Origin of the sequence: Kibdelosporangium aridum, from assembly GCF_900176515.1 — a bacterium.
Lineage (GTDB): Bacteria > Actinomycetota > Actinomycetes > Mycobacteriales > Pseudonocardiaceae > Kibdelosporangium > Kibdelosporangium aridum.
The window spans coordinates 882,654-904,130 of the sequence record NZ_FWXV01000002.1 but is presented as its reverse complement, the minus strand read 5'-3'; the positions used below and the strand labels follow the sequence as shown (position 1 = coordinate 904,130).

Here is a 21,477-nt window from a genome sequence, read left to right as displayed (position 1 = left end):
GGACAATGGACCTGTGGAGCAACTGGGTGCCGTTCCCCGGGCCGCCGAGAAGCAGCGTGCGCTACGCAGGATGAAGCTGGTGGCGCTGGCATTCCTGGTCGGCGCGACTGTGATCTTCGCCTTCGCATGGGCATGGGAGGCCAACGGCGGACCGGCGTGGATCGGGTACGTACGGGCCGCCGCCGAGGCGGGCATGGTCGGCGCCTTGGCCGACTGGTTCGCCGTCACCGCGCTGTTCCGTTACCCGTTGGGCATCCGGATCCCGCACACCGCGATCATCCCCAACCGCAAGAACGTGCTCGGTGACAGCCTCGGCGAGTTCGTCGGCGTCAACTTCCTGTCCGAGCAGGTCGTCCGCGAGCGGCTGGCCAAGGTCGACGTGACCAAGCGGCTCGGCGAGTGGCTCGCCCACCCCGAGAACGCCGAGCGGGTGACGTCCGAGCTGGCCACGGTCGTCCGGGGGATGGTCACCGTCCTGCGTGACGACGACGTCCAGGCGGTGTTCGAGCAGGCCGTGACCAAGCGGATCGTGTCGGTGCCGTGGGGTCCGCCGCTCGGCAAGCTGATGGAACGCGTCCTGGCTGACGGGACGCATCGACAGCTTGTCGATTTGCTCTGCGACCGGGCGTACGAATGGGTCAAGGAGAACCACGACAAGTTCGTCGGCATGGTCTCGGAGCGGGCGCCTTCGTGGTCGCCGAAGTTCGTCGACTCGATCGTCGCCGATCGGATCTACGGCGAGGTCATGTCGTTCGCGTGGGCGCTGAAGACCGACCCGAACCACCCGATGCGCCTGGCCATCGACCGGTTCCTGATCGGGTTCGCCGAGGACATGCAGCACGACCCCGAGATGATGGAACGGGCCGAGAAGGTCAAGCACCAGGTGCTCGAGCACCGCGAGGTGCAGAACGTGATCGGCTCGGCGTGGGCCAACATCAAGCGCCTGCTGCTGGACGCCGCCGAGGACCCGTCCTCCGAGCTGCGCAAACGGGTGCGTGAAGGCCTTATTTCCTTTGGCAAGCGGCTGACCGGCGAAGACGCGTTGCGCAACAAGGTCGACAACTGGGTGCAGGACGCGGCCGCGTACATCGTGCTGAACTACCGCGACGAGATCACCACGCTGATCACCGACACCATCGACCGGTGGGACGCCAAGGAGACCTCACGCAAGATCGAGCTGCAAGTAGGCCGTGACCTGCAGTTCATCCGGATCAACGGCACGGTCGTCGGTGCACTGGCCGGCCTGTTGATCTACACGATCGCGCACATGTTCACCTGACTATTCACCACGTGTATACGCGCGGTGTATAGTCGGCCGCGTGACGATCAGCAACACGTTGTTGGGCCTGCTCGAAGCGGGTCCAAGACACGGTTACGACCTCAAGCACGCGTACGACGAGCGCTTCGGGCATGACCGGCCGCTGCACTACGGGCAGGTCTACTCGACGCTGTCCCGATTGCTGCGCAACGGGTTGGTCGAGGAGAGCGGCGTCGAACCGGGTGGTGGCCCGGAACGCAAGCGGTACGCGATCACCGAGGCGGGCGTCACCAACTTGGAGACATGGCTGACCTCGCCTGAGGATCCGGCGCCCTATCTGCAGAACACGCTGTACACAAAGGTCGTCCTGGCGCTGCTGTCCGATCGCAGCGCCACGGAGATCCTCGATCACCAGCGATCGGCGCATCTGCGCGCGATGCGCGAGCTCACCAAACGCAAAACCGCCGGTGATCTGGCCGATCAGCTGATCTGCGACCACGCCCTTTTCCACCTCGAAGCCGACCTGCGCTGGCTCGAGCTCACCGCAGCCCGCCTCGACGACCTGCGAACGCAGGTGGTCACGTGACACCGCTGCTGTCGGGGGTCGACCTGCGCAAGGCGTTCGGCAAGACCACCGCGCTCGACGGCGCCGATTTCGAGATCTGGCCCGGCGAGGTCGTGGCGGTGATGGGGCCGTCCGGTTCGGGGAAGTCCACGTTGCTGCACTGCCTCGCCGGGATCATCCAGCCCGACAGCGGCACGGTGACCTACGACGGCCGTGACATAGCGACCATGCCGGACGGTCCGCGAAGTGCCTTGCGCCGCACGGAATTCGGGTTCGTCTTCCAGTTCGGCCAGCTCGTCACGGAACTGACGTGCCTGGAAAACGTCGCGTTGCCGCTCCGTCTGGCCGGGGTGAAACGCGCGGTCGCCGAACGGCAAGCCCGGGAATGGCTTGAGCGCCTGGAGGTCGGCTCCGTGGCGACCAAACGCCCCGGCGAGGTTTCCGGCGGCCAAGGACAGCGGGTTGCCGTCGCCCGGGCGATGGTGACCGAACCCCGAGTGCTGTTCGCCGACGAACCCACCGGCGCGCTCGATTCCCTGAGCGGCGAGCGCGTGATGAATCTCCTTGTCAGCACGGCAAAGCAGACCGAGACCGCGATCGTGTTGGTGACGCACGAGGCGCGTGTCGCCGCGTACTCCGACCGTGAAGTGACTGTCCGGGACGGGAAAACCATTTCCTTCAGCCCGGTGACGCGGCCATGAGACTCATAGCTGTTTGATGACGCGGCAAGGGTTGCCTGCAGCGAAGACCTTCTCGGGGAGGTCCCGGGTGACGACGCTGCCCGCGCCGACGACGGTGTTCGAGCCGATGGTGACGCCGGGGCAGACGATGACGCCGCCGCCCATCCATACGTTGTCGCCGATGGTGATGGGCGCGGCGGTCTCCCAACGTTGGCGGCGGGCTTCGTGGTCCTGCATGGGGTGCAACGCGGTCAACAGTTGCACCCGAGGTCCGATGGAGACGTCATTGCCTATGGTGACCGGGGCGCAGTCCATGACTATCGCGTCGTAGTTGAGGAAGCTGTTGCTGCCCATGCTGATCAGGTAGCCGTAGTCGCATTGGAACCGCGGCATGATCCATGAGCCTTCGCCCAGTGAACCGAGCAGTTGCGACAGGATTTCCTGCCGCAGTGCGTCGTCGGCTGATTTGGTCGCGTTGAACTCGTCCAGCAGTTCCTGGCAGCGCTTGCGCTCCGCCACCAGGACCGGGTCGCTGTCCTTGTACAACTCGCCGCGCAGCATCCGCTCTTTTTGATCACTCACTTGGCCAAGCTACAGCAGCAGATAGGCCGCATTGCCCAGTCTGAGCACGGTCTCGTGGGACGGCAGGGGCTCGAAGCCCAGTGTCGGCCCGCTGTTTCGGCGGTGGAACGCGATCAGGACCGCGTGCCGTGGCTCGGTCGAATCGTTGCGGGTGCCCGAATGCCACAGGTGGCTGTTGAACAGCCAGCACGTTCCCGCGGGCCCGGTCAGCAGCACTTCGTCCGGATGGGGCCCGTGCCCGCGCGGCGGTTTGAAGTTCTGGTCCACATGGGACCCCGGCACGACTCGGGTGGCGCCGTTGGTTGACGTGAAATCAGTGAGTGCCACGATCGCCGTGCACACTCGCCACTGGCCGGGACCGGCCCGGTCGGTCGCGTCCATGTGCAGTGCTTGGCCGCCGTGCCCGGGTTTTCCGGCGCGGTAGTGCATCTCCCTGATCTGGAAATCCGGCCCCAGCAGGTGCGTGACCGCGGCCAGCAGCGCAGGCCGCAGCCACAGCGTGTCGAACAGGCTGCCCTGGTCGAGCAGTCCCTTGAGGTGCAGCGTGCCGCCCTGGCGGCGGCTGCCCTCCAGCAACCGGGTGATCTCCCCGATCATCGCCCCGGCCGCCTGCGCGTCGATGAACCCGTCGAGCCTGCAGTACCCCAGCTCGTCGAGATCCTCTCGATGTCGTGGGACGAGCGCCTCGGGTGAGACCCCCAGCTCGTCCAGTACCTCCCGCATGCCTTTCAGGCTCGCTGTTCGGTGCGCGACCCGCCAGACATGTCACCTGATCAGGCCTCTTGTCGCGCATGGTCACGATTCTTGAGTTCAGCCATGAGTATCTTGCGCTTCAGCGGCCGGACGTGGTTCACCACCCGCATTCCGGTCCGCATCATCGCCAAACCCGCGCGGCCGATCACCGGCTTGTACGCCAACGAGTTCCCGTTGAACCTGGCGCGCGACTTCACCACCGCATCCCATGCGTAGCCGTGCATCTGACGCTCGAAGTCCGTGACCGCCTCCAAAACCGGTAGGCGCACCAAGTTGTCGCCGAGGATCTGCGCGTCACGCAGCGCGGTGTTCGCGCCGACGCCGAGGCCTGGCGTCATGGTGTGGATCGCGTCCCCGATCAACGTCACGTTCGAGCTCGGCCACGGATCCACCGGCTCGGACGTCCGGATGTTCAACGGGAAGCAACTGCTCGAGTCGGCCAGCTCGAACAGCCTGCGCAGGTTCGGGTGCCACGACTTGGTCCGCTCGACCACCAACTTGTGCAGCGCTGGCCCGGGCATCGACATGAAGTCCGGCGGCAGCAACCGCCGATGCGAACCGAAGCCCCACATGATGTAGTCCCGCGTGTTGTCGAACGTCATCCCCGGCCACGCCTTGATCAGCTCGGGATCGGTCTCGCCGCGCTGCCACTCGAACTCCATCACGTGGAAGATCGTGTTGATGCCCTTCGGCGCGAACACCATCGTCACGCCGCGCAGCATCCGCGGCGTCAGCAACCTCCGAGTCTCGTCGTTCAGCGGCAGCTTTCCCGTCACCCCGAACAGGTCGGTCTCGACCAGCTTGGCGTCCGGCAGGTATTGCTTGCGCACGTTGGACGAAGTCCCGTCCGCGCCGACCAACAGATCGCCGGTCGCCGAGGTGCCGTCCGCGAAGTAGGCGGTCACGGTCCCGTCCGGGTTTTGCGTGTACCGCTCGAACTTCTTGCCGAAGTGGACCACGTCCTCAAGGCCGGTCAGCAGAACCTGGCGCAGGGTCATCCGGCTGACCGACCGCTCGCTTGCCTCCGGGTCCACCGGCGCCAGCAGGTCCTCGTCCTCTGGACCGCCTGCCGAGAACAGCTCACCCAACTGCTCGGTGACGAAGTTCGTGTACTGCGGGCCGATCGCCGCTGTCGCCTTGAACGTCTCGAACAACGGGCGAGGCAGGCAACTTCGCAGGGCACGCGACCCATCTGGGGATATCCCGACGCGGTACCCGAACAGGCCATCGGTCCTGGTCCGGTCACGCTCGAACACGGACACCCCGATCCCCGCCCCACGCAGCCGCTGAGCCAAGCACAACCCACCAGTCCCCGCGCCCACGATCAACACATGCATCATTGGCTCCAAGATAGAGTAGCTTAGAAAATAGATCTCTCAATATCAGAGATATTAGGGATGGAGAGAGATTGTGTCAACGGGAGGGATGGGAGCTGGTGGGTTGCTGGGCAGGAGGAGAAGAGGTCCAGGGGAAGGAGGATGTGGGTGGTTGAACGGCAGAGTGGGGTCGCGGGTTGGCGGGAAGGTCGGCGGCTGGGCGGTCAGGCGGGCATGCGGGGCGTCGTGAGAGCGGGGTCGCTGCTCGGTGGGAGGTGCGGGCGGCTCGGCGGTCACGCGGGCATGCGGTGCGTGGCGAGAGCGGGGTCGCTGCTCGGTCGGAGAAGTGGTCGAAGGAGGATGCTGTGATGGCATCTGACGAGCAGCCGGGCGGGCGTGCCGAGCTTCTTGCCGCCATTGAGAACGCGGCCCGGATCTCCGCTGGCCGGGGCGTCTTCTTCCATCAGGCCGTGGCAAACCGGCTGGGCATCAACACTTCCGACCTGAACTGCCTCAACATCCTGCAGCTCAGCGGCCCGCTGACGGCTGGCCAGCTGGCCGAACGCGCCGGCCTGACCAAAGGCGGAGCCATCACCGCCGCCCTCGATCGCATGGAACGAGCCGGGCTCGTCGAGCGTGAACGTGACCCCGGCGACCGGCGCCGGACGATCATCCGGCACACCCAAGAGGCCCTGGACCGGATCGCACCTTTGATGCCAGCGGAGCCGTGGCAGGAGGTCTACAGCCACTTCACCGACGCTGAGTTGCGGACAATCCTCGAGTACACCGAGCGGTCCAGTGAGGCCGCGCGGATCTGCGTCGAAAGACTTCTCGGTACCTGACAGAAATTGTCAGGTACACCGGCCATGCTCATGGCATGAACAACTTCGAATGCACCGCATGGGACGAGAGCGTGTACGCCGGAGCCGAGGACGGCGCCAAGATCGGCGACGCGAAGATGACCTTCCGCTACTCCGGCATCCTTGAGGGCGAAGGGAAATCCGCCGGTCTGCTGATGTACACCGCTGACGGGACCGGCAACGCGACCGGAGCGGAGTTCTTCACCGGCAAGATCGACGGCAGGCAGGGCACCGTGATCCTGCGGACCACCAACACGTTCAACGCCGAGAAAGTCACCGGGACGTTCGAGGTCGTGCCGGGTACGGGCACCGGCGAACTCGAAAACGCCAAGGGGCACGGCAGCTACGAGATGAAGATGGGCACGATGTCCACCGAGTACACGTTCACCGGCTGATCGTCAGCACGCGCAGGGCGAGTTGGATTTCCAGCGCCCGGTCGGGCGAGTTCCAGTCCGGTCCGAGCAACGAGGCGATCCGGTCGAGGCGCTGCACCACCGTGTTCACGTGTACGTGCAGCACGTCCTTGGTCGCGGTCAGGCTTGAGCCGCAAGAGAAGTACGTCCGCAGTGTCCGGACCAGCTCGGTGCCACGGCGTGCGTCGTAGTCGAGCACTGGGCCGAGCGTGCGCTGTGCGAACCCGGCGACGTCCGCGCGGTCACCGAGCAGTACTCCGACAAAACCCAAGCCGGACAAGGAAGCTCCGGTGCCGTCCAACCCCAACGCCCGCAGTGCGCGCAGGCATCGCCCGGCTTCGGCGTGGGCCGCGGCCAGTTCAACGGGACCGGTTGCCGGCCCGGCCGCGCCGACGGTCACCGGGCAACCGACGGCCGTGGTCAACGCGTGCGCGACTTTGTCGGGATCGCCGTCGGGCGTCAGCAACACCACCTGCTCGGCGTGCACACCAACGAGAGCTGCTTGACCCGTGGCTGCGGCGGCGAGGCGCCCACGGGACACGCCGTCCGCGTGCGCGATCAGCACGCTGTGCGGCGCAGCCAGATTCACGCCAAGTCGGCGGCCGCGTGCGATCAGTGCCCCAGGATTGCGGTCGGGTGCCGTGAGCAGGTCCGTGAGCAGCTCACCGCGCACCTGCTCTTCGGCCTGTGCCACGGAACGCCGTAGCAGCAACAAAAGCGCGGTCACCTGTGCCGCGCGTTCGAACAGCAGCCGGTCCTCGTCGGTCAGCGATGCACGCCCGGTCAGCACGAGGCTGCCGAGCAGTTCCGGCCCGGCCAGGACCGCGCACACCCAGATGTCGCCTTGGGCCACCGCGCGCCCGCTTGCCTGGGCCCGGGCGATTGCTTGGGCGGGCGGGGCGACGGACATGCCAAGGCACGCCAGCTCGACCCCGGCCGCGTCGTGCAGGACGATCCCACCGCCGAGCACCTGGGCGACCGCCGCGGCCACCGAGTGGAAGTCGGCGCCACGCAGGACCAAGGCCGTGAGCTGGTCGTGGACTTCCTCGGCCCGCCGGATCGACGAGTTGGCCCGCCGGGTTTCCGCGAGCAGGTGCGCGTTGTCGATCGAGATCGCCGCCAGGTCGGCCAGTGACGACAGGAAGGCGACTTCCTCGGGTGTGTACGTCCGCGCGGCGCGGTCGGCCGCGTACAGCACGCCAATCACCCTGCGCCCCAACATAAGCGGTACGCCGACGATCGACACCAGGCCTTCGTCGCGGACTGCCGTGTCGATCGCGACCGTGTGCTTGAACCGGGGATCAGCGAGGTAATCCGGCGACGCGTACGGCAGGCCTGTCTGCGCTACCAAACCGCCGAGTCCTTCGCCGATGCCCAACGAGAGTTGTTGGAACAGCGCGGACACCGATCCCTCGGTGACCCGCATGTACGTCTGGCCGCCCGTCGAGTCGTTCATGCTCAGGTACGACACGTCGACGCCGAGCAGCATCCGTACCCGGTGCACGATCTGTTGCAGCACGGCTTCCGGGTCACGCAATCGTGCCAGGTCGTTGGCCGTGTCCACGAGCGCGGACAGCTCGGTTTCCCGGCGCTGGTGCTCAAGGAGCGTCCGCCGGACGCTCAGCGCGGCCTCGGTCGCGGCTTTCCACTCCGCGGCCTCGTCCTGCGGCAGGCCCGCGGCGCGGGTGGCGGCGAGCTTGGCCAGCTCAGTGCCATCCGCGCCGTCGGCCAGCAGCTCAAGCAGTTCCCGATACGCTCGCACGCACGTCATCCTGTCCCAAGTGCCTGCCCCGCGTCTCGCTGGCGAGCACCACGGCGACCACCGTGATCAGGCACATCGCCGCGACGTAGATCGAGACTGGGAGCACCGAACCGGTGTCGGCCAGCAACGCGGTCGCGATCAACGGCGCCACCGCGCCCGCGCCGAGCGACGCCAGCTGATACCCGATGGACGCACCCGAGTACCGCACGCGGGTGTCGAACAGTTCGGAGAAGAACGCGGCCTGCGGCCCGTACATCGCTCCGTGCAACACCAGGCCGAGCGTCACGGCCGCCGCGATCACCCAGAACGACTTGGTGTCCAGCATCGCGAAGAACAGGAACGCCCACACGCCAAGGCCGATCGCGCCGAACAGGTACACCCCACGACGGCCGACCCGGTCGGACAACGCACCCCACGCGGGAATCGCGACCAGGTGCACAGCGGAACCGATCACCACCGCGTTGAGCCCGGTGGATCGGGACATGCCGAGCTCCTGCGTCAGGTACACCAACAGGAATCCGGTGATGATGTAGAACGAGCCGTTCTCCGCGATCCGGGCACCCATCGCGATCAGCACCTCGCGCCAGCTGTGCTTGATGACCCGGATGATCGGCGCCTTCTCCGGCTTGTCGCCCGCCTTGGCCACCGCCTCAAGGAAAATCGGCGACTCCTCGATGCTGATCCTGATCCACAGCCCGATCAGCACGAGCACGGCCGACAAGAGGAACGCGATCCGCCAGCCCCACGACAGGAACGCCTCGTCGGACTGCACCGCCGCCAGAATCGCGAGCACGGCCGTGGCCAGCAAGTTGCCCGCGGGAACCCCCGCTTGTGGCCAGGACGTCCAGAACCCTCGTCGTTCCGCGGAACCGTGTTCGGACACGATGAGGATGGCGCCGCCCCACTCACCGCCGATCGCGAAACCCTGCGCCAGCCGCAGGACCGTCAACAGGATCGGCGCGGCCACGCCGATCGTCGCGTAGCCGGGCAGCAAGCCGATCAGGAACGTCGCGATCCCCATCATCAGCAGGCTGGCGACCAGCATCCGCTTGCGGCCGAGTTTGTCCCCGTAATGCCCGAACACCAGTCCACCGAGCGGCCTGGCGACAAAGCCGAGCGCGTACGTGCCCAACGACAACAGCGTGCCGTTGAGCGGATCGGACGTCGGGAAGAACACCTTGTTGAAGACCAGCGTCGCGGCCGAGGTGTACAGGAAGAAGTCGTACCACTCGACCGTGGTGCCGACCATGCTGGCGCCGATGATCTTGCGTAATGAGCCCTGGTTCGTGGTCGTCATTGGCCACACACCCTCCTCAACTGGCGGTCCAGCCGCCGTCCATCGCGATCGAGGTGCCGGTGACGTGGCTGGAGTGCGGGCCGCACAGCCAGAGCACGACGTCGGCGACGTCTTGCGGTTCGATCAGGCGCTTCACCGCGGTGCGGTCGAGGATGATCCGCTCGACCACCTCCTCGGCGCTGATCCCGTGCGCGTCGGCCTGTGCGGCGATCTGGCCTTCGACCAGTTGGGTCCGCACGAAGCCGGGGTTGACGCAGTTGCTGGTCACGCCGTGCGGCGCGCCTTCGAGGGCGGCGACCTTGCTGAGCCCTTCCAGTGCGTGCTTCGCGGTGACGTAACCCGATTTGAAAGCGCTGGCCCGCAGGCCGTGCACGCTGGAGATGTTCACGATCCGGCCCCAGCCGTTGCGGTACATGTGCGGCAGGGACCGCCGGATCAGCAGGAACGGCGCGGTGACCATCACCTGCTGCAGCAGTGCGAACTTCGCCGGATCGAACTCGTGGATCGGCGCGACGTGCTGCAGTCCGGCGTTGTTGACCAGGATGTCGACGTCGGCCGGCAGCGAGTCGACGTCCTTGGCCAGATCGACTTCGTGCGCCTCGCCACCGATCTCGTCAGCTGCGGACTTCGCCGCGGGACCGTCGAGGTCGGCGATGTGTACCTTCGCGCCGCTGTCGGCCAGTGCACGGGCGCATGCCAACCCGATGCCGTGTGCCCCGCCCGTGACGAGAGCGACCCGCCCTGTGTGAGGTACGCCACTGCTCATGGCTATTCACGCTAGGTGCCACGCGCTGCCACGGCTATGTGCGATCACCACACACTCTGTTGCACCTATGTGTGGATTGCGGCGGGGACCGCGCATGCGGCTTCGACGATAAGTAGTCTGGCGGGTGTGATTTGCCCGAAGTGTCAGAACGCGATGCAGACCGTCGACCGTGGTGGCGTCCACCTCGACCAGTGCCAGGGCTGCCGGGGGATCTTCCTCGACCGTGGTGAGCTGGAGCAGATCGTCGCCGCCGAACAGCGCTACCAGCAGCAATATGCGGCGCCTCCGCCCATGGCGCCTCCGCCCATGTACCGCGGCGACTCGGCCCCACCGTACCGCGGTGGTCACGGAGGTCACGGCGGTTACAAGGACTCCGCCCCGCCATATGGCGGTGGCTACGGGCACCGTGGCGACTCGCCGCCGCCGTACGGCGGTCACGGCTACGGACAGCACGGCCACAAGCGCAAGCGCAAGAGCTTCCTGGAAGAGCTGTTCGACTGATCAAGTCGCCAGTGGACCTGAAGATCTGCATGGGCTGCGGCGCGCGGATGGACGTGCCCGTGGTCCTGGCCGACGAGGCTGTGCTGGTCTGTGCGGAATGCGGTCATCGGCAGCCGTTCCTGCGGTTGCCGATGTTCGCCTTGACGGGCCCGAGCGGGACAGGGAAGTCGACGGTCAGCCGTCTGCTGACCAGCCTGCTCGGTGACCAAGTGGTCGTGCTGGAACAAGACGTCCTGTGGACGGCAGGCCTGCGCGACCCGCACAACGACTTCCAGCTGTTCCGATCAACATGGCTGCGGATGGTGGGCATGATCCACCAGAGCGGACGACCAGTCGTGTTGTGCGGAACAGTCGTGCCCGTGCAGTTCGAGGAGATCCCTGAACGGCCACTGATCGGCGACATCCACTACCTCGCGCTCACGTGCGACCGGTTGGTGATGCGCGAGCGTTTGCGCGCGCGGCCTGCCTGGCGCGAGTGGGACGAGCCCCGCATCGACGAGATGCTCGAGTTCAACGACTGGGTGCGACGCGAGGCAGCGAACATGAAGCCGCCGATGCGCCTGCTCGACACAACCCACAAGCCCGTCGAAGAGACCGCCCGCGAGGTCGCGGAGTGGGTGCGGGCTGGGCTGGCCGCGACCAAACTGCCCGCCTGAACTGAGGGTCTTCGCGGGCACTGGTGCCTTGACGTGCGAAAGCCCCGGCCTTGTTGGCCGGGGCTTTCTTGCCGCTATGGCTCAGTTCTGAGCCAGAGTCACTTCTGAGTGGTCTTGCTGGCGGCGTTGGCCTTCGTGGTCGTCGTGGTGCGCGTCGCGGCCGGCTTGCGGGCCGGGGCGGTGCGGTTGGCGACCTTGCGGGTCGTGCTGCGGACCTCGTGGGCGACGTCGTCACCCAGGTCCTCGACGGCCTCGGCGGTCTCGTCGGCGAACTTCTTGACGTCGCGGGCGGCCTTCTCGCCGACCGAGCGGGTCTTGCGGGTCACCTTGGCGAGGACGTCCTCGGCCAGCTCGCGGGCGTCGGTCGCCACGTCACCTGCGCGGGCCTGCGCCTGGGCGATGGCGTCTTCCAGCTGGTCGACGACCTTCTTCACCTGCGGCTGGGCGCGGAACTTCTCCACGGCCTCCTCGCCCTGCTCGGCCAGCTTCTTGTACAGGTTCACCGCGGCCTCGGTGTACTCCTCGATCGCCTTGCGCAGCTCGGCTGGATCCAGCTTCGAGCGCAGCGTGCTGACGTCGGACGGCACGTTCTGCACGGCCTCCTTGGCCTGCTCGGCAGCGGTCTCGGCACCCGAGCGGGCCTTGCCGACGGCCTCGATCACGGTCTTGGCGACCAGGTCGCCTGCGCCGACGGCGGCGAGCAGCGAGGTGCGGACGGGCTCGACGGCCTTGCGCACGTCCTCAGCGTTCGGACGGGTCATGTCAATCACTCCTCAGTGGGTTTCGTGTTGTCCACATCGGACTTATCCACTGTGGACCCAAGTGCTGTTGATCGCTGGGCCGCGTTCTCCTTGCGGAAGGACTCGTAGACGTCCAGCAGCACTTGCTTTTGACGCTCATTCAGTTCTTGGTCGGCCCTGATCGCGTCGGCGACCGGGCCGCCGGTCGGCAGGTCGAGAATCCCGGCCTGCACGTACAGCGCCTCGGCCGAGATCCGCAGGCCTTTGGCGATCTGCTGCAGGATCTCCGCGCTCGGCTTGCGCAGGCCCCGCTCGATCTGGCTCAGGTACGGGTTCGACACCCCGGCGAGCTTGGACAGCTGGCGCAACGAGATCTTCGCGTTGCTGCGCTGCTGGCGGATGTACTCGCCGATGTCCCGGCCGAGATCGGCGACCTTGTCCATCGGCGACTGGTGTTCGTCTGTCACCGTGGTCATCTCCTCTCGACATGTTCCACGGTAGGCCGGAGTGCTAGCTATTGCAAGCGGGGTGCTTGCACATCCTCGGTGGGGTCGGTCACATCGGGCTAGAGTGATGGGCGGTGAGCGTGAAAGCGGATGTGGAAGGCACCGCGGCACGACTGCGGAGCCGGCTTGTCCGCGCGCTCGTTCGCAACGGCACACTCACCGATCCGACTTGGCGGGACGCCTTCCTTGCTGTCCCGAGGCACGCTTTCCTGCCGCGCTACTTCCAGCAGCGAGCCGGTCGTTGGGAGGCGGTCGAGGAGGGCGACGAGGACTGGCTGACTCAGATCTACGCCGACCGTGTGCTCGTCACGCAGCTCGACGGCGACAGTTCGCGCTGGGAGACCGCCCGCAGCAACGGCCCTGTGCGCGGTGCGCCGACCTGCTCGTCCAGCATGCCGACCATCATGGCCGTGATGCTGGAAGCCTTGCTGGTCAAGGAGCATCACCGGGTTCTCGAAGTGGGTACGGGCACCGGCTACAACGCGGCGCTGCTCAGCGTCCGCCTCGGCGACGACCGAGTGTCCACAATAGACATCGACGAGTCGCTCGCCGGCCCGGCGGAACGGCACCTCGCCGAGTGCGGTCTTCGGCCGACTTGCGCGGTGATGGACGGTGTCAAGGGCTACCCGCGAGGCGCGCCCTACGACCGCGTCCTCTGCACGTGTGCGGTCCCGCGGATCCCGCTCGCGTGGCTTGAGCAAACCCGTCCCGGCGGCGTCGTGGTGACCACGCTCAGTCGTCCGCTCGGTGCAGGGCTGCTGCGCATCACCGCGGGCGAAGGGGCGACAGGGGAAGGCAGAGTGCTTGCTGACGATGGCCGTTTCATGCCGCTGCGAGCGCCGCAAGCCCATGAGGTGTCGTGGCCGGAGATGGACGCCCCAGGCAGCACGCGGTCGACAACGTTGCCTGCCGGTGTGATCAGCCCGACGAGCCCGTTCGAGTTCTTCGCGGGCTTGGAGTTACCCGATGTGCATGCCGCCGGTGCGTCGCGGTGCGTGCTGATGACACACCCGGACGGCTCGTGGGCGCGGCACGAGACCGACTTCGTCGTGCAATCCGGTCCACGCAGGCTATGGGACGAGGTTGAGGCCGCGTATGAGCTGTGGCGGACCCTCGGCGAGCCGCGACGGGCCCGGTTCGGCGTCTCGATCGATGGCGAACGCCAGGAACTCTGGCTCGACGAGCCGACCGGCGGGTACCGCTGGCCCCTGGCCTGACCTGGGCAATTTCATTCAGCGGAAATCCAGTCGGACTTTGCGAAGTCTTGACCATGTGGTCATAGCCTCACGCGGCAACGTAGTCTGAGGATGTGCCGACGTTCGCCTATTACATCGTGACGGCCATCAACTGGGCTGCGATCCCGGTGGGTGTGTTCGCGTTCGTGCACGCCTTGCTCCAGCGTGCGGACGCGTTCACGGCGATCGACCGGATGACGAAGCCGGCATGGCTGGGCATCACCGGCGGTGGCGCGGTGGCCCTGGCGCTGTTCTCGTTCGCCAACTTCACCATGATCTTCTGGATCGCCGGGCTTGTCGCCGTCCTGGTCTACATCGTGGATGTGCGGCCGAGGCTGATCGAGGTCCAGCGCGGCAACCGGTGGTGAGCTGGCAGGCCTACGGATCGGGTGACCCGGTCACGATCGTCGTCCCAGGTCTTGGCGCTACGCCAGGGGAAGCGCGGATCCCGGCATCCGGCCTGCCCGGAACCCGTGTCGTGGTCACGTTGCCGTCGCACGGCGACGAGCCGGACGCACCAGAAGGCTATTGGCGCTACGAAACCATCGCCGCGGACGTCGCCAGAATCGCCGACGAGGTGAAGGCCCAGAAGGCCATCGGCGTTTCGCTCGGCGCGGCCGTGCTGACCAGGATCGCGGCTGAGGACCCTGACCGGTTCGACCGGATCGCCTTGCTGCTGCCCGCCGTGCTCGACCAGCCACGCTCGGCCGAAGTGCAAGCGGTGCTGCGCAAGCAGACCAGCGAGGACGAGATCGTCAAGACTTTGCCGACCGGTTACGCACTCGGCGACTACGTGCAAGCGCGCGCCAAAGCGATGCGCAGGCTGACCACGGCCATCGACGAGCTCGCTGGTCAGTTCCCCATCGCAGACCGGGAAGCGCTGCGCCAGGTCACCGCGCCGACCCTGGTCATCAGCGCGGTCGGCGACCCGCTGCACCCGGCCGAGATCGCCGAGCAAGTCGCGTCCGCGTTCGCCAAAGGGCAGCTCGAGGTGTTCGAATCGAAGGCGCCGTTGATCACTCACCGGGCTCAGGTACGTAGCCTGCTGCAAGTAGCCTGGCGGGCATGACTTGGACAATCGCGGGCTCGTTGCAGGTAGCGGACGCCACTGACCGGACCGACCTGCTTGCCGCGCCCGTCGCCACCGCGCTCGCTGCCCTCGACCCGAGCGATGCTGCCCGCGTCGGGGTTGTGCAGATCGACCCGGAACTCGCTGACACCGCACAGTTCTGTGAGGCCTACGGCTCGTCGATGGAAGCGTCCGCGAACTGTGTCGTCGTCGCAGGCAAGCGCGCAGGTGAGGAGCGTTTCGCCGCGTGCCTCGTGCTCGCGACGACCCGCGCGGATGTCAACGGAGTGGTCCGGCGCAGGCTGGACGTGCGCAAAGCGTCGTTCGCGCCGATGGACACCGCGGTAGAGCTGACCGGCATGGAGTACGGCGGCATCACGCCACTTGGACTGCCGGACGGCTGGCCATTGCTGATCGACGCGGCCGTCGCGGCAGCGCCGGAACTCGTGATCGGCAGCGGGATCCGGGGCAGCAAGATCCTCATCCCTGGCGAGGTGCTCGTGAAGCTCCCCGGCGCCGAGGTGGTCGAAGACCTAGGCCGCTGAGTACTTCTGCAGCAGCGCCACGGCTTCGTCGACGTCGTCGGTGACGAGGATCCACTGTTCGGCGTCCCGCCCGCGCGCCAGTTGCTGGACCAGTGGCGCGGCGGGCACGTCGGTGGTCCAGAAGCCCTTGTCCAGGAACACCATGGGCGCGGCCGGGCCGACGGACTTGTAGTGGTTCTGCGTGTAGTCCTGGAAAACCTCTTGGACCGTGCCCGCGCTGCCCGGCGTGTACACGACTCCGCCCGTCGCCACGGTCAGCAGACCGTCTTCACGCACCGAGTTCGCGAAGTACTTGGCATGCCAGTGGCACGCGGGGTTGGGCGGTTCATGGCCGTAGAACCAGGTCGGGATGCCGATCGTCAGCGGCGTCGAATCGGGTAGCTCGCAGGCGAGTCCGGCGGCGAGCCACTGACCGATCGCCGTGGCGCCCTCGCCGAACCGTGGGGCTTTGGCCAGCTCGGCGTGCAGCTCGTCGATGTGGTCCGGCATGCGCACGCCGTAGGGCACCGCCTCCATGGCCCCGGGCCCACCACCGGTCAGCACAGTGAAGCCAGCACGACCCAGCGCGGCGCCTAGCCGCATCGCGGCGAGGTAACCCGCTGAGTCACGGGTCAGCGCGTGCCCGCCCATCACCGCGACGGCAGGGTTCCGGTGCGCCGCCAGCGTTTCGCCGAGCGCCGAGGTGATGGAGTGGTCGTGCAACCGCTCTGCCAAGGCGTGCAAGGGATCGGGTGTCCGGCCCTGTTCCTGGCTGTGCTGGTAGATCCGTGCGTCCGGAGTGTTCGCATAGGACTCCGGGCGGGCCGGGTCGAACCCGGCGAACAGCTCGGCCGGGGTGTACAGCGTGGTCCGGTAGACCTGATACGGCAGGTCGGGAATGGCCGGGAAGATCAACGCCCCGGCCGCTTCGGCCTGCCGTCGCGTCTTGCTCGACAGCTCGCACCCGAGCAGTACCGCGCCGTCCAAAGCGGTACGGAGCAGATCGTCCTCGCCGGTCAGATCCAGCCCGACGAGCACGACATCGCGCAGGTCATGACCGGCCGTGCGGTGCTCGCGCAACGCCGTGAGGTCGGTGATCTCGGTCCGCATTGCGGCAGCTTACTTCGGCCGCTCGCAGAACATGGTCACGTTCTTGAACTCCGTGCTGATCGCGACCGGGTGCCGCGGGAAAGTTTCACGTTACCCTCGCGAGGTGGAGAACATTCGCACCCGCGTGGTCAGGTTCGCCGATTCGGCCGGTCATGTCCACATCGGACTGAACGAGGGCGAGGTCGTCAGACGCCTGCCGGGCGAGTGGCGGATCGCGGACCTGCTGCGGGTCCGGCTTGAGGACATGCGCGCGATGGTGGCGCAGGCGAGCTCGGAGATCCCCGCCGACAGTGTCCGGATGCTCGCCCCGCTGGACGGTCTGATGGAGGTCTGGGCCGCGGGCGTGACCTACGAGCGCTCCCGCGACGCGCGGGTCGAGGAGACCACCGAACCGACCGTCTACGACCGTATCTACCAGGCCGAACGCCCGGAGTTGTTCTTCAAGGCACCGGCATGGCGAGTGGTGACCGACGGCGAGCCGATCTCGGTGCGCGAGGACTCGACAGTCAACGTGCCCGAACCGGAGCTCGGTCTCGTGATCAACGCGTTCGGTGAAATCGCCGGATATGTCGTGGTCAACGACGTCAGCTCGCGGTCGATCGAAGGTGACAACCCGCTGTACCTGCCACAGGCCAAGATCTACGCGGGCAGTTGCTCGGTGTCGGCGGGGATCGTGCCCGCGTGGCTGACCGACATCGAAGCCCTGGACATCGGGATGTGGGTGCACCGCGCGGGAGAGGTCGTGTTCGAGGGACACACGTCGACCGCGTCCTTCCACCGCCCGGCCGAGGGGCTTGTGCCGTATTTGACGTCTTTCCTGCGGTTCCCGGACGGTGTGGTGCTGTCGACGGGCACCGGGATCGTGCCGGATCTGGATTTCGACCTCAAGCCGGGCGACACCGTGGAGATCAGGATCGCGAACGTGGGCAGCCTCACCAACACCGTACTGCGCACGCGGGAGTGGCTGGATAGCGTGGAGTCATGATCGGACGTGAGATCCGGCTGGCCGCCAGGCCGGTGGGTGAACCAAAGCCGTCGGACTTCGAGATCGCCTCGGTCGAGGTGCCTGAGCCGGAGCAAGGGCAGGTACTTGTCCGCAACGTCGTGCTCAGTGTGGATCCGTACATGCGTGGCCGGATGAGCGAAGCGAAGTCCTATGCGGAGTCGTACCGCGTCGGCGAGGTCATGTGGGGCGGCGCCGTCGGTTCGGTCCTGAAGTCCACAGTAGACGGATTTGAACCCGGCGATTTCGTGCTGCACAACTTGGGCTGGCGCGAATACGCGGTGGTGGACACCGCTCAAGCCCGGAAGGTCGACCCGTCGGTCGCGCCGCTCAGTGCTTACGTCGGCATCCTTGGCATGACAGGGCTGACCGCGTACGTCGGCGTGGTCGACATCGCTTCGTTGAAGCCCGGCGACCATGTCTTCGTTTCGGGCGCGGCCGGTGCGGTCGGTTCGGCAGCCGGTCAAATCGCCCGGCTGCGCGGCGCGGCCCGGGTGATCGGCTCGGCCGGTTCGGCGGAGAAAGTCCGGTACCTCAAGGAAGAACTCGGTTTCGACGAGGCCTTCAACTACAAGGACGGGCCCGTCGCCGACCAGCTGCGCGCGGCCGCGCCGGACGGTGTCGACCTGTACTTCGACAACGTCGGCGGTGATCATCTCGAAGCCGCGATCGGCGCGATGAACCGGTACGGGCGCGTTGCCATGTGTGGCGCGATTTCCCAGTACAACTCGACTTCGGCGCCGCCGGGGCCGCGCAACCTCGGCAAGGTCGTCGGGTGGCGGCTGCGGTTGCAGGGGTACATCGTCAGCGACCACTACGACCGGATGCGCGACTTCATCGCAGAGGCCGGGGAATGGGTCCGGACCGGTCAGCTCAAGTACGCCGAGACGATCGTCGAAGGCATCGAGAACGCGCCCGAGGCCTTCATGGACATGTTGTCCGGCAAGAACACCGGCAAGATGATCGTGTCGCTCTAGAACACCACGGTCTTGTTGCCGTGCACCAGGACTCGGTTCTCCAGGTGCCAGCGCAGACCTCGGGCCAGTACGACCTTCTCGATGTCGCGGCCCTTGCGGACCATGTCCGGGATGCTGTCGGCGTGCCCGACGCGGATCACGTCCTGCTCCACGATCGGACCGGCGTCCAACTCCGCGGTGACGTAGTGGCACGTCGCACCGACGAGCTTCACCCCTCGTTGGTGCGCCTGGTGATAGGGCTTCGCGCCGACGAACGACGGCAGGAAGCTGTGGTGGATGTTCAGTGCCCGCCCGGCCCACTCCGCACACAGCTCCACAGGCAGGATCTGCATGAACCTCGCCAGCACGATCGCGTGTGGATCATGCGAGGCCACCAGTGAACGAACCTGCTCGAAAGCCGCTTCCTTCCCATCGCGCGGGAACTCGACGTGGTGGAACGGGATACCGTGCGCTTGAGTGATCCCCGCCAGTGAGGCGTGGTTGCCGATCACTGCGGGGATGTCGACGTCCAGCTCGCCGGAGGCCACCCGGCCCAGCAGGTCGTACAGGCAGTGCCCTTCCTTCGACACCAGGATCACGACCCGGCGGCGCTCACCGGTGTCCGTCACCGTCCATTCGCCGCCGAGTTCCGAGGCGACCTCCGCGAACTGCGCGCGGAGTGCGTCCATGCCGAAGGGCAAGGAGTCGGCCAGTACTTCCTGGCGGGTGAAGAACCACCCGGTGTCCTGGTCGGTGTGGTACGCCGCCTCGACGATCCAGCCACCTGCGTGCGCGAGGAACTGGGAGATCCGCGCGACGATACCGGTCCGGTCCGGGCAGCCGAAGGTGATCACGTACCGGCGTTCAGGCTGGGTCATGACCGGACATTCTCCTCAACCGCCGTTGACGGCTTGCAGCAACTCCTCCCGGCCGTTGAGGATCGCGTGGCTCGGGCGCTTCCATACCGCCCGGTACACCGCGTCCGCGGTGCCTGCCAGCGTCGCGTCGGCGTCGATCGCGGAGTCCTCGACCGGGCCTACATCGACGAAGCCGCCATGGGCGCGCAGCATCCACGCGCGACCCGCGTCCGCCGCGTGCACGAGGAGCGTTCCTTCGACCGTCACCTCGGGCCGCTTCACGCGCGCACGGAACGGCGAGATCGTCACGAGGACCTCGTCGATCCCGTCGGCGGCGAGTTGGGGGTGGAACAACAGCGTGGGCACCTTCTCCGACTGGGCGTGTTCGGCGTCGAGGCGGTGGATGGCCGTCTCGTGCGCCTGCCGACGAGCCCACCAGCCGTACGAGCCCAGCTCGGGCACGAAGCTCCAAGCCTCGGTGGCTGGGTCGTTCTCCCCGAGCACGGTCACCATCTCCATGCGTTTGTTGTCCCACCACGTGACCAGGTCGTCCCAGTCGGCGGGCAGCTCGGCCGGGGCGGGGCGTTTGTCCGCCCGCGTCAGCTTGAGCGCTCCGGTGACCATGTTGTGCACCTGTGCGATGTGCTCGACCAGATCCTTGACCGTCCACTCCGGACAGGTGGGGACCGGTGCCGACGGGCCGGCCGCGACCGCGGCGGCCTTCAGCGCCTCGGCCTGTTCCACGATGTGTGCCAAGTACGTCTCGTGATCCACTCAGCTGAGCCTAGTGGAATATGTCCCACGACAGGGTGACCTCGCCGAGCCGCCAGCGCTTCCGGGTATCCAGAACCGGCCAATCGTCCGCCGCGAGCCTCTGAACCGTCTCCACCCAACGCGCCCGCGGACCGTACGGGCTCAAAGGAGCGGCTGCTGCCCAGTGCGTGTCCAGCGCGGTGAGCAGGTCGTGGATCCGCTCGCCGGGGACGTTCCGGTGGATCAACGACTTCGGTAGCCGTTCAGCCAAATCGGACGGTTGCGAGAGGTCGGAAGGCAAGCACGCCAACGTGAACAGGAAGGGACCGTCGGCCGAGAGAGTCACCCAGCAGCAACGCCTGCCGATCTCGTCACATGTGCCCTCGACGAGCAGACCGCCGGGAGCCATGCGGGACAACATGGTCTGCCAAGCCGCCGCCGCGTCGGCCTCGGTGTACTGCCGCAACACGTTGAACGCGCGCAGCACCACCGGCCGGGCGCCTGCCAGCTCGAAGCCGCCACGCCGGAAGTCAAGCAACGGTGGATCAGCCACGGGCTTCGCCGCCGCGACCCGTTCCGGATCGAGCTCAAGGCCCAGCACCCGGACATCGGGCCGGACGGTACGCAGCCGGGCGGCGAGCTCGACCGTGGTCACGGGCGACGAGCCGTAGCCGAGGTCGACGACGAGCGGGTCGGACGCGGACCGCAGCACCGAGGCGACCCAAGGCGTACCGGTCATCCACCGGTCCACTTTGCGCAGCCGGTTCGGGTTCGTGGTGCCGCGTGTCGGGACGCCGAGCGCGCGGGCCCGGCCCGCCGCTAGCCGCGGTGTGCGAGCCATTTCTCGGTGAACGCTGCCTCGTTGGCCAGCAGCTTGAGCACCTGCTCACCGATCGACTTCTCGATCTTGCCACCGACAAGCGGAATGCTGACCTTGACCTCGAGCGATGTCACCCATTCCGTGCCGCCGTCCACGTCGGACAGCCGTGTGGTGCCGTTGATCTCGCCGGGAACGCCCTGCACGGAGGCCTTGACCGAGCCGGTTTTGTCCGGTCGCCAGGTCTCAGTCCGGTCAACGACCAGGTCGCCCTTCAGCAAGGTTCGGACCGCTGAGGGAAGATGTTCCGCGGCAAGCCCCTGGCGGACCCGGAACGTCGTGGCCTGTGCCGACTCCGTACGGTCGACTACGGAGGCGTTGTTGCCGCCGAGAGCTTCGAGCCGGTCGGTCAGGAACGCCGGATCGACGACCGCGGCGTACACGGAATCGGCAGGGGCGGCGAACCTCGCCCGGTGCTCCATACGGCTAGGCATGAAC

Annotated in this window: 26 protein-coding genes; 13 read left to right on the top strand and 13 right to left on the bottom strand. The window is 66.9% G+C overall.

The window, feature by feature from the left end; translation table 11 throughout:
* Positions 1 to 70 precede the first annotated feature (70 nt).
* Genes B9C43_RS13830 through B9C43_RS13820 form a run of 3 tightly spaced genes read left to right on the top strand, consistent with a single transcriptional unit; the run spans position 71 to position 2,524 of the window.
* The gene (locus tag B9C43_RS13830) at positions 71 to 1,279 is read left to right on the top strand and encodes a DUF445 domain-containing protein (protein ID WP_084428111.1); all 1,209 of its coding nucleotides are present in this window, start codon (positions 71 to 73) and stop codon (positions 1,277 to 1,279) included.
* 40 nt (positions 1,280 to 1,319) lie between these two features.
* Complete coding sequence (locus B9C43_RS13825; RefSeq protein ID WP_084426586.1) at positions 1,320 to 1,844, top strand: PadR family transcriptional regulator; 525 nt, start codon at positions 1,320 to 1,322, stop codon at positions 1,842 to 1,844.
* Complete coding sequence (locus B9C43_RS13820; protein ID WP_084426584.1) at positions 1,841 to 2,524, top strand: ABC transporter ATP-binding protein; 684 nt, start codon at positions 1,841 to 1,843, stop codon at positions 2,522 to 2,524. Before B9C43_RS13825 ends, B9C43_RS13820 begins: the two co-directional genes overlap by 4 nt.
* Positions 2,525 to 2,527: 3 nt before the next feature.
* Here B9C43_RS13820 and B9C43_RS13815 read toward each other — a convergent pair whose 3' ends face one another.
* From B9C43_RS13815 to B9C43_RS13805, 3 genes are read right to left on the bottom strand one after another with little or no spacing between them, the layout of a single operon-like run.
* Positions 2,528 to 3,085, bottom strand: coding sequence for a sugar O-acetyltransferase (locus B9C43_RS13815; protein ID WP_033391476.1), 558 nt, complete (start codon positions 3,083 to 3,085; stop codon positions 2,528 to 2,530).
* A gap of 9 nt (positions 3,086 to 3,094) precedes the next feature.
* Entirely contained in the window at positions 3,095 to 3,808 is a 714-nt protein-coding gene (locus B9C43_RS13810; protein ID WP_051897327.1) for a phytanoyl-CoA dioxygenase family protein, read from the bottom strand.
* A gap of 50 nt (positions 3,809 to 3,858) precedes the next feature.
* Positions 3,859 to 5,178 carry an FAD-dependent oxidoreductase gene (locus B9C43_RS13805; protein ID WP_235038599.1) on the bottom strand — a complete coding sequence of 440 codons (1,320 nt, stop codon included), beginning with the start codon at positions 5,176 to 5,178 and terminating at the stop codon, positions 3,859 to 3,861.
* Positions 5,179 to 5,522: 344 nt separating this feature from the next.
* Here B9C43_RS13805 and B9C43_RS13800 point away from each other — a divergent pair, with 344 nt between their 5' ends.
* Both B9C43_RS13800 and B9C43_RS13795 read left to right on the top strand, forming a co-directional pair.
* A complete protein-coding gene (locus tag B9C43_RS13800; protein WP_084426582.1) occupies positions 5,523 to 5,996 on the top strand; it encodes a MarR family winged helix-turn-helix transcriptional regulator in 474 nt (157 codons plus the stop codon).
* A 35-nt stretch (positions 5,997 to 6,031) separates the two neighbouring features.
* The gene (locus tag B9C43_RS13795) at positions 6,032 to 6,409 is read left to right on the top strand and encodes a DUF3224 domain-containing protein (protein WP_084426578.1); all 378 of its coding nucleotides are present in this window, start codon (positions 6,032 to 6,034) and stop codon (positions 6,407 to 6,409) included.
* On the opposite strand, the gene B9C43_RS13790 is transcribed toward B9C43_RS13795, so the two are convergent.
* From B9C43_RS13790 to B9C43_RS13780, 3 genes are read right to left on the bottom strand one after another with little or no spacing between them, the layout of a single operon-like run.
* Positions 6,399 to 8,198: a helix-turn-helix domain-containing protein gene (locus B9C43_RS13790; protein ID WP_084426575.1), complete on the bottom strand. Its 1,800-nt coding sequence runs from the start codon at positions 8,196 to 8,198 to the stop codon at positions 6,399 to 6,401. The genes B9C43_RS13795 and B9C43_RS13790 overlap by 11 nt on opposite strands.
* Positions 8,164 to 9,486 carry an MFS transporter gene (locus B9C43_RS13785; RefSeq protein WP_084426572.1) on the bottom strand — a complete coding sequence of 441 codons (1,323 nt, stop codon included), beginning with the start codon at positions 9,484 to 9,486 and terminating at the stop codon, positions 8,164 to 8,166. The genes B9C43_RS13790 and B9C43_RS13785 overlap by 35 nt, the downstream gene beginning before the upstream one ends.
* Before the next feature lie 16 nt (positions 9,487 to 9,502).
* On the bottom strand, positions 9,503 to 10,252 hold the full coding sequence (locus B9C43_RS13780) for a 3-hydroxybutyrate dehydrogenase (protein WP_084426569.1): 750 nt from the start codon (positions 10,250 to 10,252) through the stop codon (positions 9,503 to 9,505).
* A 126-nt stretch (positions 10,253 to 10,378) separates the two neighbouring features.
* Between B9C43_RS13780 and B9C43_RS13775 the strand changes: the two genes are divergently transcribed.
* Positions 10,379 to 10,753 carry a TFIIB-type zinc ribbon-containing protein gene (locus B9C43_RS13775; RefSeq protein WP_268811562.1) on the top strand — a complete coding sequence of 125 codons (375 nt, stop codon included), beginning with the start codon at positions 10,379 to 10,381 and terminating at the stop codon, positions 10,751 to 10,753.
* Between the two features lie 29 nt (positions 10,754 to 10,782).
* Positions 10,783 to 11,409, top strand: a complete 627-nt coding sequence (locus tag B9C43_RS13770) for a P-loop nucleotide/nucleoside kinase family protein (protein ID WP_084428107.1) — start codon at positions 10,783 to 10,785, stop codon at positions 11,407 to 11,409.
* A 98-nt stretch (positions 11,410 to 11,507) separates the two neighbouring features.
* Here the strand turns inward: B9C43_RS13770 and B9C43_RS13765 are convergent, their stop codons facing one another.
* The gene (locus B9C43_RS13765) at positions 11,508 to 12,170 is read right to left on the bottom strand and encodes a hypothetical protein (protein ID WP_033391482.1); all 663 of its coding nucleotides are present in this window, start codon (positions 12,168 to 12,170) and stop codon (positions 11,508 to 11,510) included.
* Between the two features lie 5 nt (positions 12,171 to 12,175).
* The gene (locus B9C43_RS13760; protein WP_033391481.1) at positions 12,176 to 12,592 is read right to left on the bottom strand and encodes a helix-turn-helix domain-containing protein; all 417 of its coding nucleotides are present in this window, start codon (positions 12,590 to 12,592) and stop codon (positions 12,176 to 12,178) included.
* 137 nt (positions 12,593 to 12,729) lie between these two features.
* Between B9C43_RS13760 and tgmC the strand changes: the two genes are divergently transcribed.
* From tgmC to B9C43_RS13740, 4 genes are all read left to right on the top strand, one after another.
* Positions 12,730 to 13,872, top strand: coding sequence for an ATP-grasp peptide maturase system methyltransferase (gene tgmC, locus B9C43_RS13755; RefSeq protein ID WP_235038597.1), 1,143 nt, complete (start codon positions 12,730 to 12,732; stop codon positions 13,870 to 13,872).
* A gap of 92 nt (positions 13,873 to 13,964) precedes the next feature.
* A complete protein-coding gene (locus B9C43_RS13750) occupies positions 13,965 to 14,258 on the top strand; it encodes a DUF2516 family protein (RefSeq protein WP_033391470.1) in 294 nt (97 codons plus the stop codon).
* On the top strand, positions 14,255 to 14,959 hold the full coding sequence (locus B9C43_RS13745) for an alpha/beta fold hydrolase (RefSeq protein WP_160096501.1): 705 nt from the start codon (positions 14,255 to 14,257) through the stop codon (positions 14,957 to 14,959). Before B9C43_RS13750 ends, B9C43_RS13745 begins: the two co-directional genes overlap by 4 nt.
* On the top strand, positions 14,956 to 15,504 hold the full coding sequence (locus tag B9C43_RS13740) for a YbaK/EbsC family protein (RefSeq protein WP_033391468.1): 549 nt from the start codon (positions 14,956 to 14,958) through the stop codon (positions 15,502 to 15,504). Before B9C43_RS13745 ends, B9C43_RS13740 begins: the two co-directional genes overlap by 4 nt.
* Here B9C43_RS13740 and B9C43_RS13735 read toward each other — a convergent pair.
* A complete protein-coding gene (locus tag B9C43_RS13735; RefSeq protein ID WP_084426563.1) occupies positions 15,493 to 16,593 on the bottom strand; it encodes an LOG family protein in 1,101 nt (366 codons plus the stop codon). The genes B9C43_RS13740 and B9C43_RS13735 overlap by 12 nt on opposite strands.
* A gap of 103 nt (positions 16,594 to 16,696) precedes the next feature.
* On the opposite strand from B9C43_RS13735, the gene B9C43_RS13730 reads away from it, so the two are divergent.
* Both B9C43_RS13730 and B9C43_RS13725 read left to right on the top strand, forming a co-directional pair.
* The gene (locus tag B9C43_RS13730; RefSeq protein ID WP_235038596.1) at positions 16,697 to 17,578 is read left to right on the top strand and encodes a fumarylacetoacetate hydrolase family protein; all 882 of its coding nucleotides are present in this window, start codon (positions 16,697 to 16,699) and stop codon (positions 17,576 to 17,578) included.
* Positions 17,575 to 18,573, top strand: a complete 999-nt coding sequence (locus B9C43_RS13725; protein ID WP_084426560.1) for an NADP-dependent oxidoreductase — start codon at positions 17,575 to 17,577, stop codon at positions 18,571 to 18,573. Before B9C43_RS13730 ends, B9C43_RS13725 begins: the two co-directional genes overlap by 4 nt.
* Here B9C43_RS13725 and purU read toward each other — a convergent pair.
* Genes purU through B9C43_RS13705 form a run of 4 tightly spaced genes read right to left on the bottom strand, consistent with a single transcriptional unit; the run spans position 18,570 to position 21,473 of the window.
* Positions 18,570 to 19,430: a formyltetrahydrofolate deformylase gene (gene purU, locus B9C43_RS13720; RefSeq protein WP_033391461.1), complete on the bottom strand. Its 861-nt coding sequence runs from the start codon at positions 19,428 to 19,430 to the stop codon at positions 18,570 to 18,572. The two genes, B9C43_RS13725 and purU, sit on opposite strands and share 4 nt — an antisense overlap.
* Positions 19,431 to 19,445: 15 nt before the next feature.
* The gene (locus tag B9C43_RS13715) at positions 19,446 to 20,183 is read right to left on the bottom strand and encodes a maleylpyruvate isomerase family mycothiol-dependent enzyme (protein ID WP_235038595.1); all 738 of its coding nucleotides are present in this window, start codon (positions 20,181 to 20,183) and stop codon (positions 19,446 to 19,448) included.
* 10 nt (positions 20,184 to 20,193) lie between these two features.
* On the bottom strand, positions 20,194 to 21,003 hold the full coding sequence (locus tag B9C43_RS13710) for an SAM-dependent methyltransferase (RefSeq protein ID WP_084426557.1): 810 nt from the start codon (positions 21,001 to 21,003) through the stop codon (positions 20,194 to 20,196).
* The gene (locus B9C43_RS13705) at positions 20,982 to 21,473 is read right to left on the bottom strand and encodes a DUF2505 domain-containing protein (protein ID WP_033391458.1); all 492 of its coding nucleotides are present in this window, start codon (positions 21,471 to 21,473) and stop codon (positions 20,982 to 20,984) included. The genes B9C43_RS13710 and B9C43_RS13705 overlap by 22 nt, the downstream gene beginning before the upstream one ends.
* Positions 21,474 to 21,477: the final 4 nt, after the last annotated feature.

What these genes read in the sequence shown, in the direction of transcription:
- B9C43_RS13795 (WP_084426578.1), top strand. Translation starts at nt 6,032, where the DNA reads ATGAACAACTTCGAATGCACCGCATGGGACGAGAGCGTGTACGCCGGA.
- B9C43_RS13785 (WP_084426572.1), bottom strand. Translation starts at nt 9,486, where the DNA reads ATGACGACCACGAACCAGGGCTCATTACGCAAGATCATCGGCGCCAGC.
- B9C43_RS13790 (WP_084426575.1), bottom strand. Translation starts at nt 8,198, where the DNA reads ATGACGTGCGTGCGAGCGTATCGGGAACTGCTTGAGCTGCTGGCCGAC.
- B9C43_RS13800 (WP_084426582.1), top strand. Translation starts at nt 5,523, where the DNA reads ATGGCATCTGACGAGCAGCCGGGCGGGCGTGCCGAGCTTCTTGCCGCC.
- B9C43_RS13735 (WP_084426563.1), bottom strand. Translation starts at nt 16,593, where the DNA reads ATGCGGACCGAGATCACCGACCTCACGGCGTTGCGCGAGCACCGCACG.
- B9C43_RS13705 (WP_033391458.1), bottom strand. Translation starts at nt 21,473, where the DNA reads ATGCCTAGCCGTATGGAGCACCGGGCGAGGTTCGCCGCCCCTGCCGAT.
- B9C43_RS13810 (WP_051897327.1), bottom strand. Translation starts at nt 3,808, where the DNA reads ATGCGGGAGGTACTGGACGAGCTGGGGGTCTCACCCGAGGCGCTCGTC.
- B9C43_RS13805 (WP_235038599.1), bottom strand. Translation starts at nt 5,178, where the DNA reads ATGATGCATGTGTTGATCGTGGGCGCGGGGACTGGTGGGTTGTGCTTG.
- B9C43_RS13740 (WP_033391468.1), top strand. Translation starts at nt 14,956, where the DNA reads ATGACTTGGACAATCGCGGGCTCGTTGCAGGTAGCGGACGCCACTGAC.
- B9C43_RS13780 (WP_084426569.1), bottom strand. Translation starts at nt 10,252, where the DNA reads ATGAGCAGTGGCGTACCTCACACAGGGCGGGTCGCTCTCGTCACGGGC.
- B9C43_RS13830 (WP_084428111.1), top strand. Translation starts at nt 71, where the DNA reads ATGAAGCTGGTGGCGCTGGCATTCCTGGTCGGCGCGACTGTGATCTTC.
- B9C43_RS13765 (WP_033391482.1), bottom strand. Translation starts at nt 12,170, where the DNA reads ATGACCCGTCCGAACGCTGAGGACGTGCGCAAGGCCGTCGAGCCCGTC.
- purU (WP_033391461.1), bottom strand. Translation starts at nt 19,430, where the DNA reads ATGACCCAGCCTGAACGCCGGTACGTGATCACCTTCGGCTGCCCGGAC.
- B9C43_RS13710 (WP_084426557.1), bottom strand. Translation starts at nt 21,003, where the DNA reads ATGGCTCGCACACCGCGGCTAGCGGCGGGCCGGGCCCGCGCGCTCGGC.
- B9C43_RS13760 (WP_033391481.1), bottom strand. Translation starts at nt 12,592, where the DNA reads ATGGACAAGGTCGCCGATCTCGGCCGGGACATCGGCGAGTACATCCGC.
- B9C43_RS13725 (WP_084426560.1), top strand. Translation starts at nt 17,575, where the DNA reads ATGATCGGACGTGAGATCCGGCTGGCCGCCAGGCCGGTGGGTGAACCA.
- B9C43_RS13770 (WP_084428107.1), top strand. Translation starts at nt 10,783, where the DNA reads ATGGGCTGCGGCGCGCGGATGGACGTGCCCGTGGTCCTGGCCGACGAG.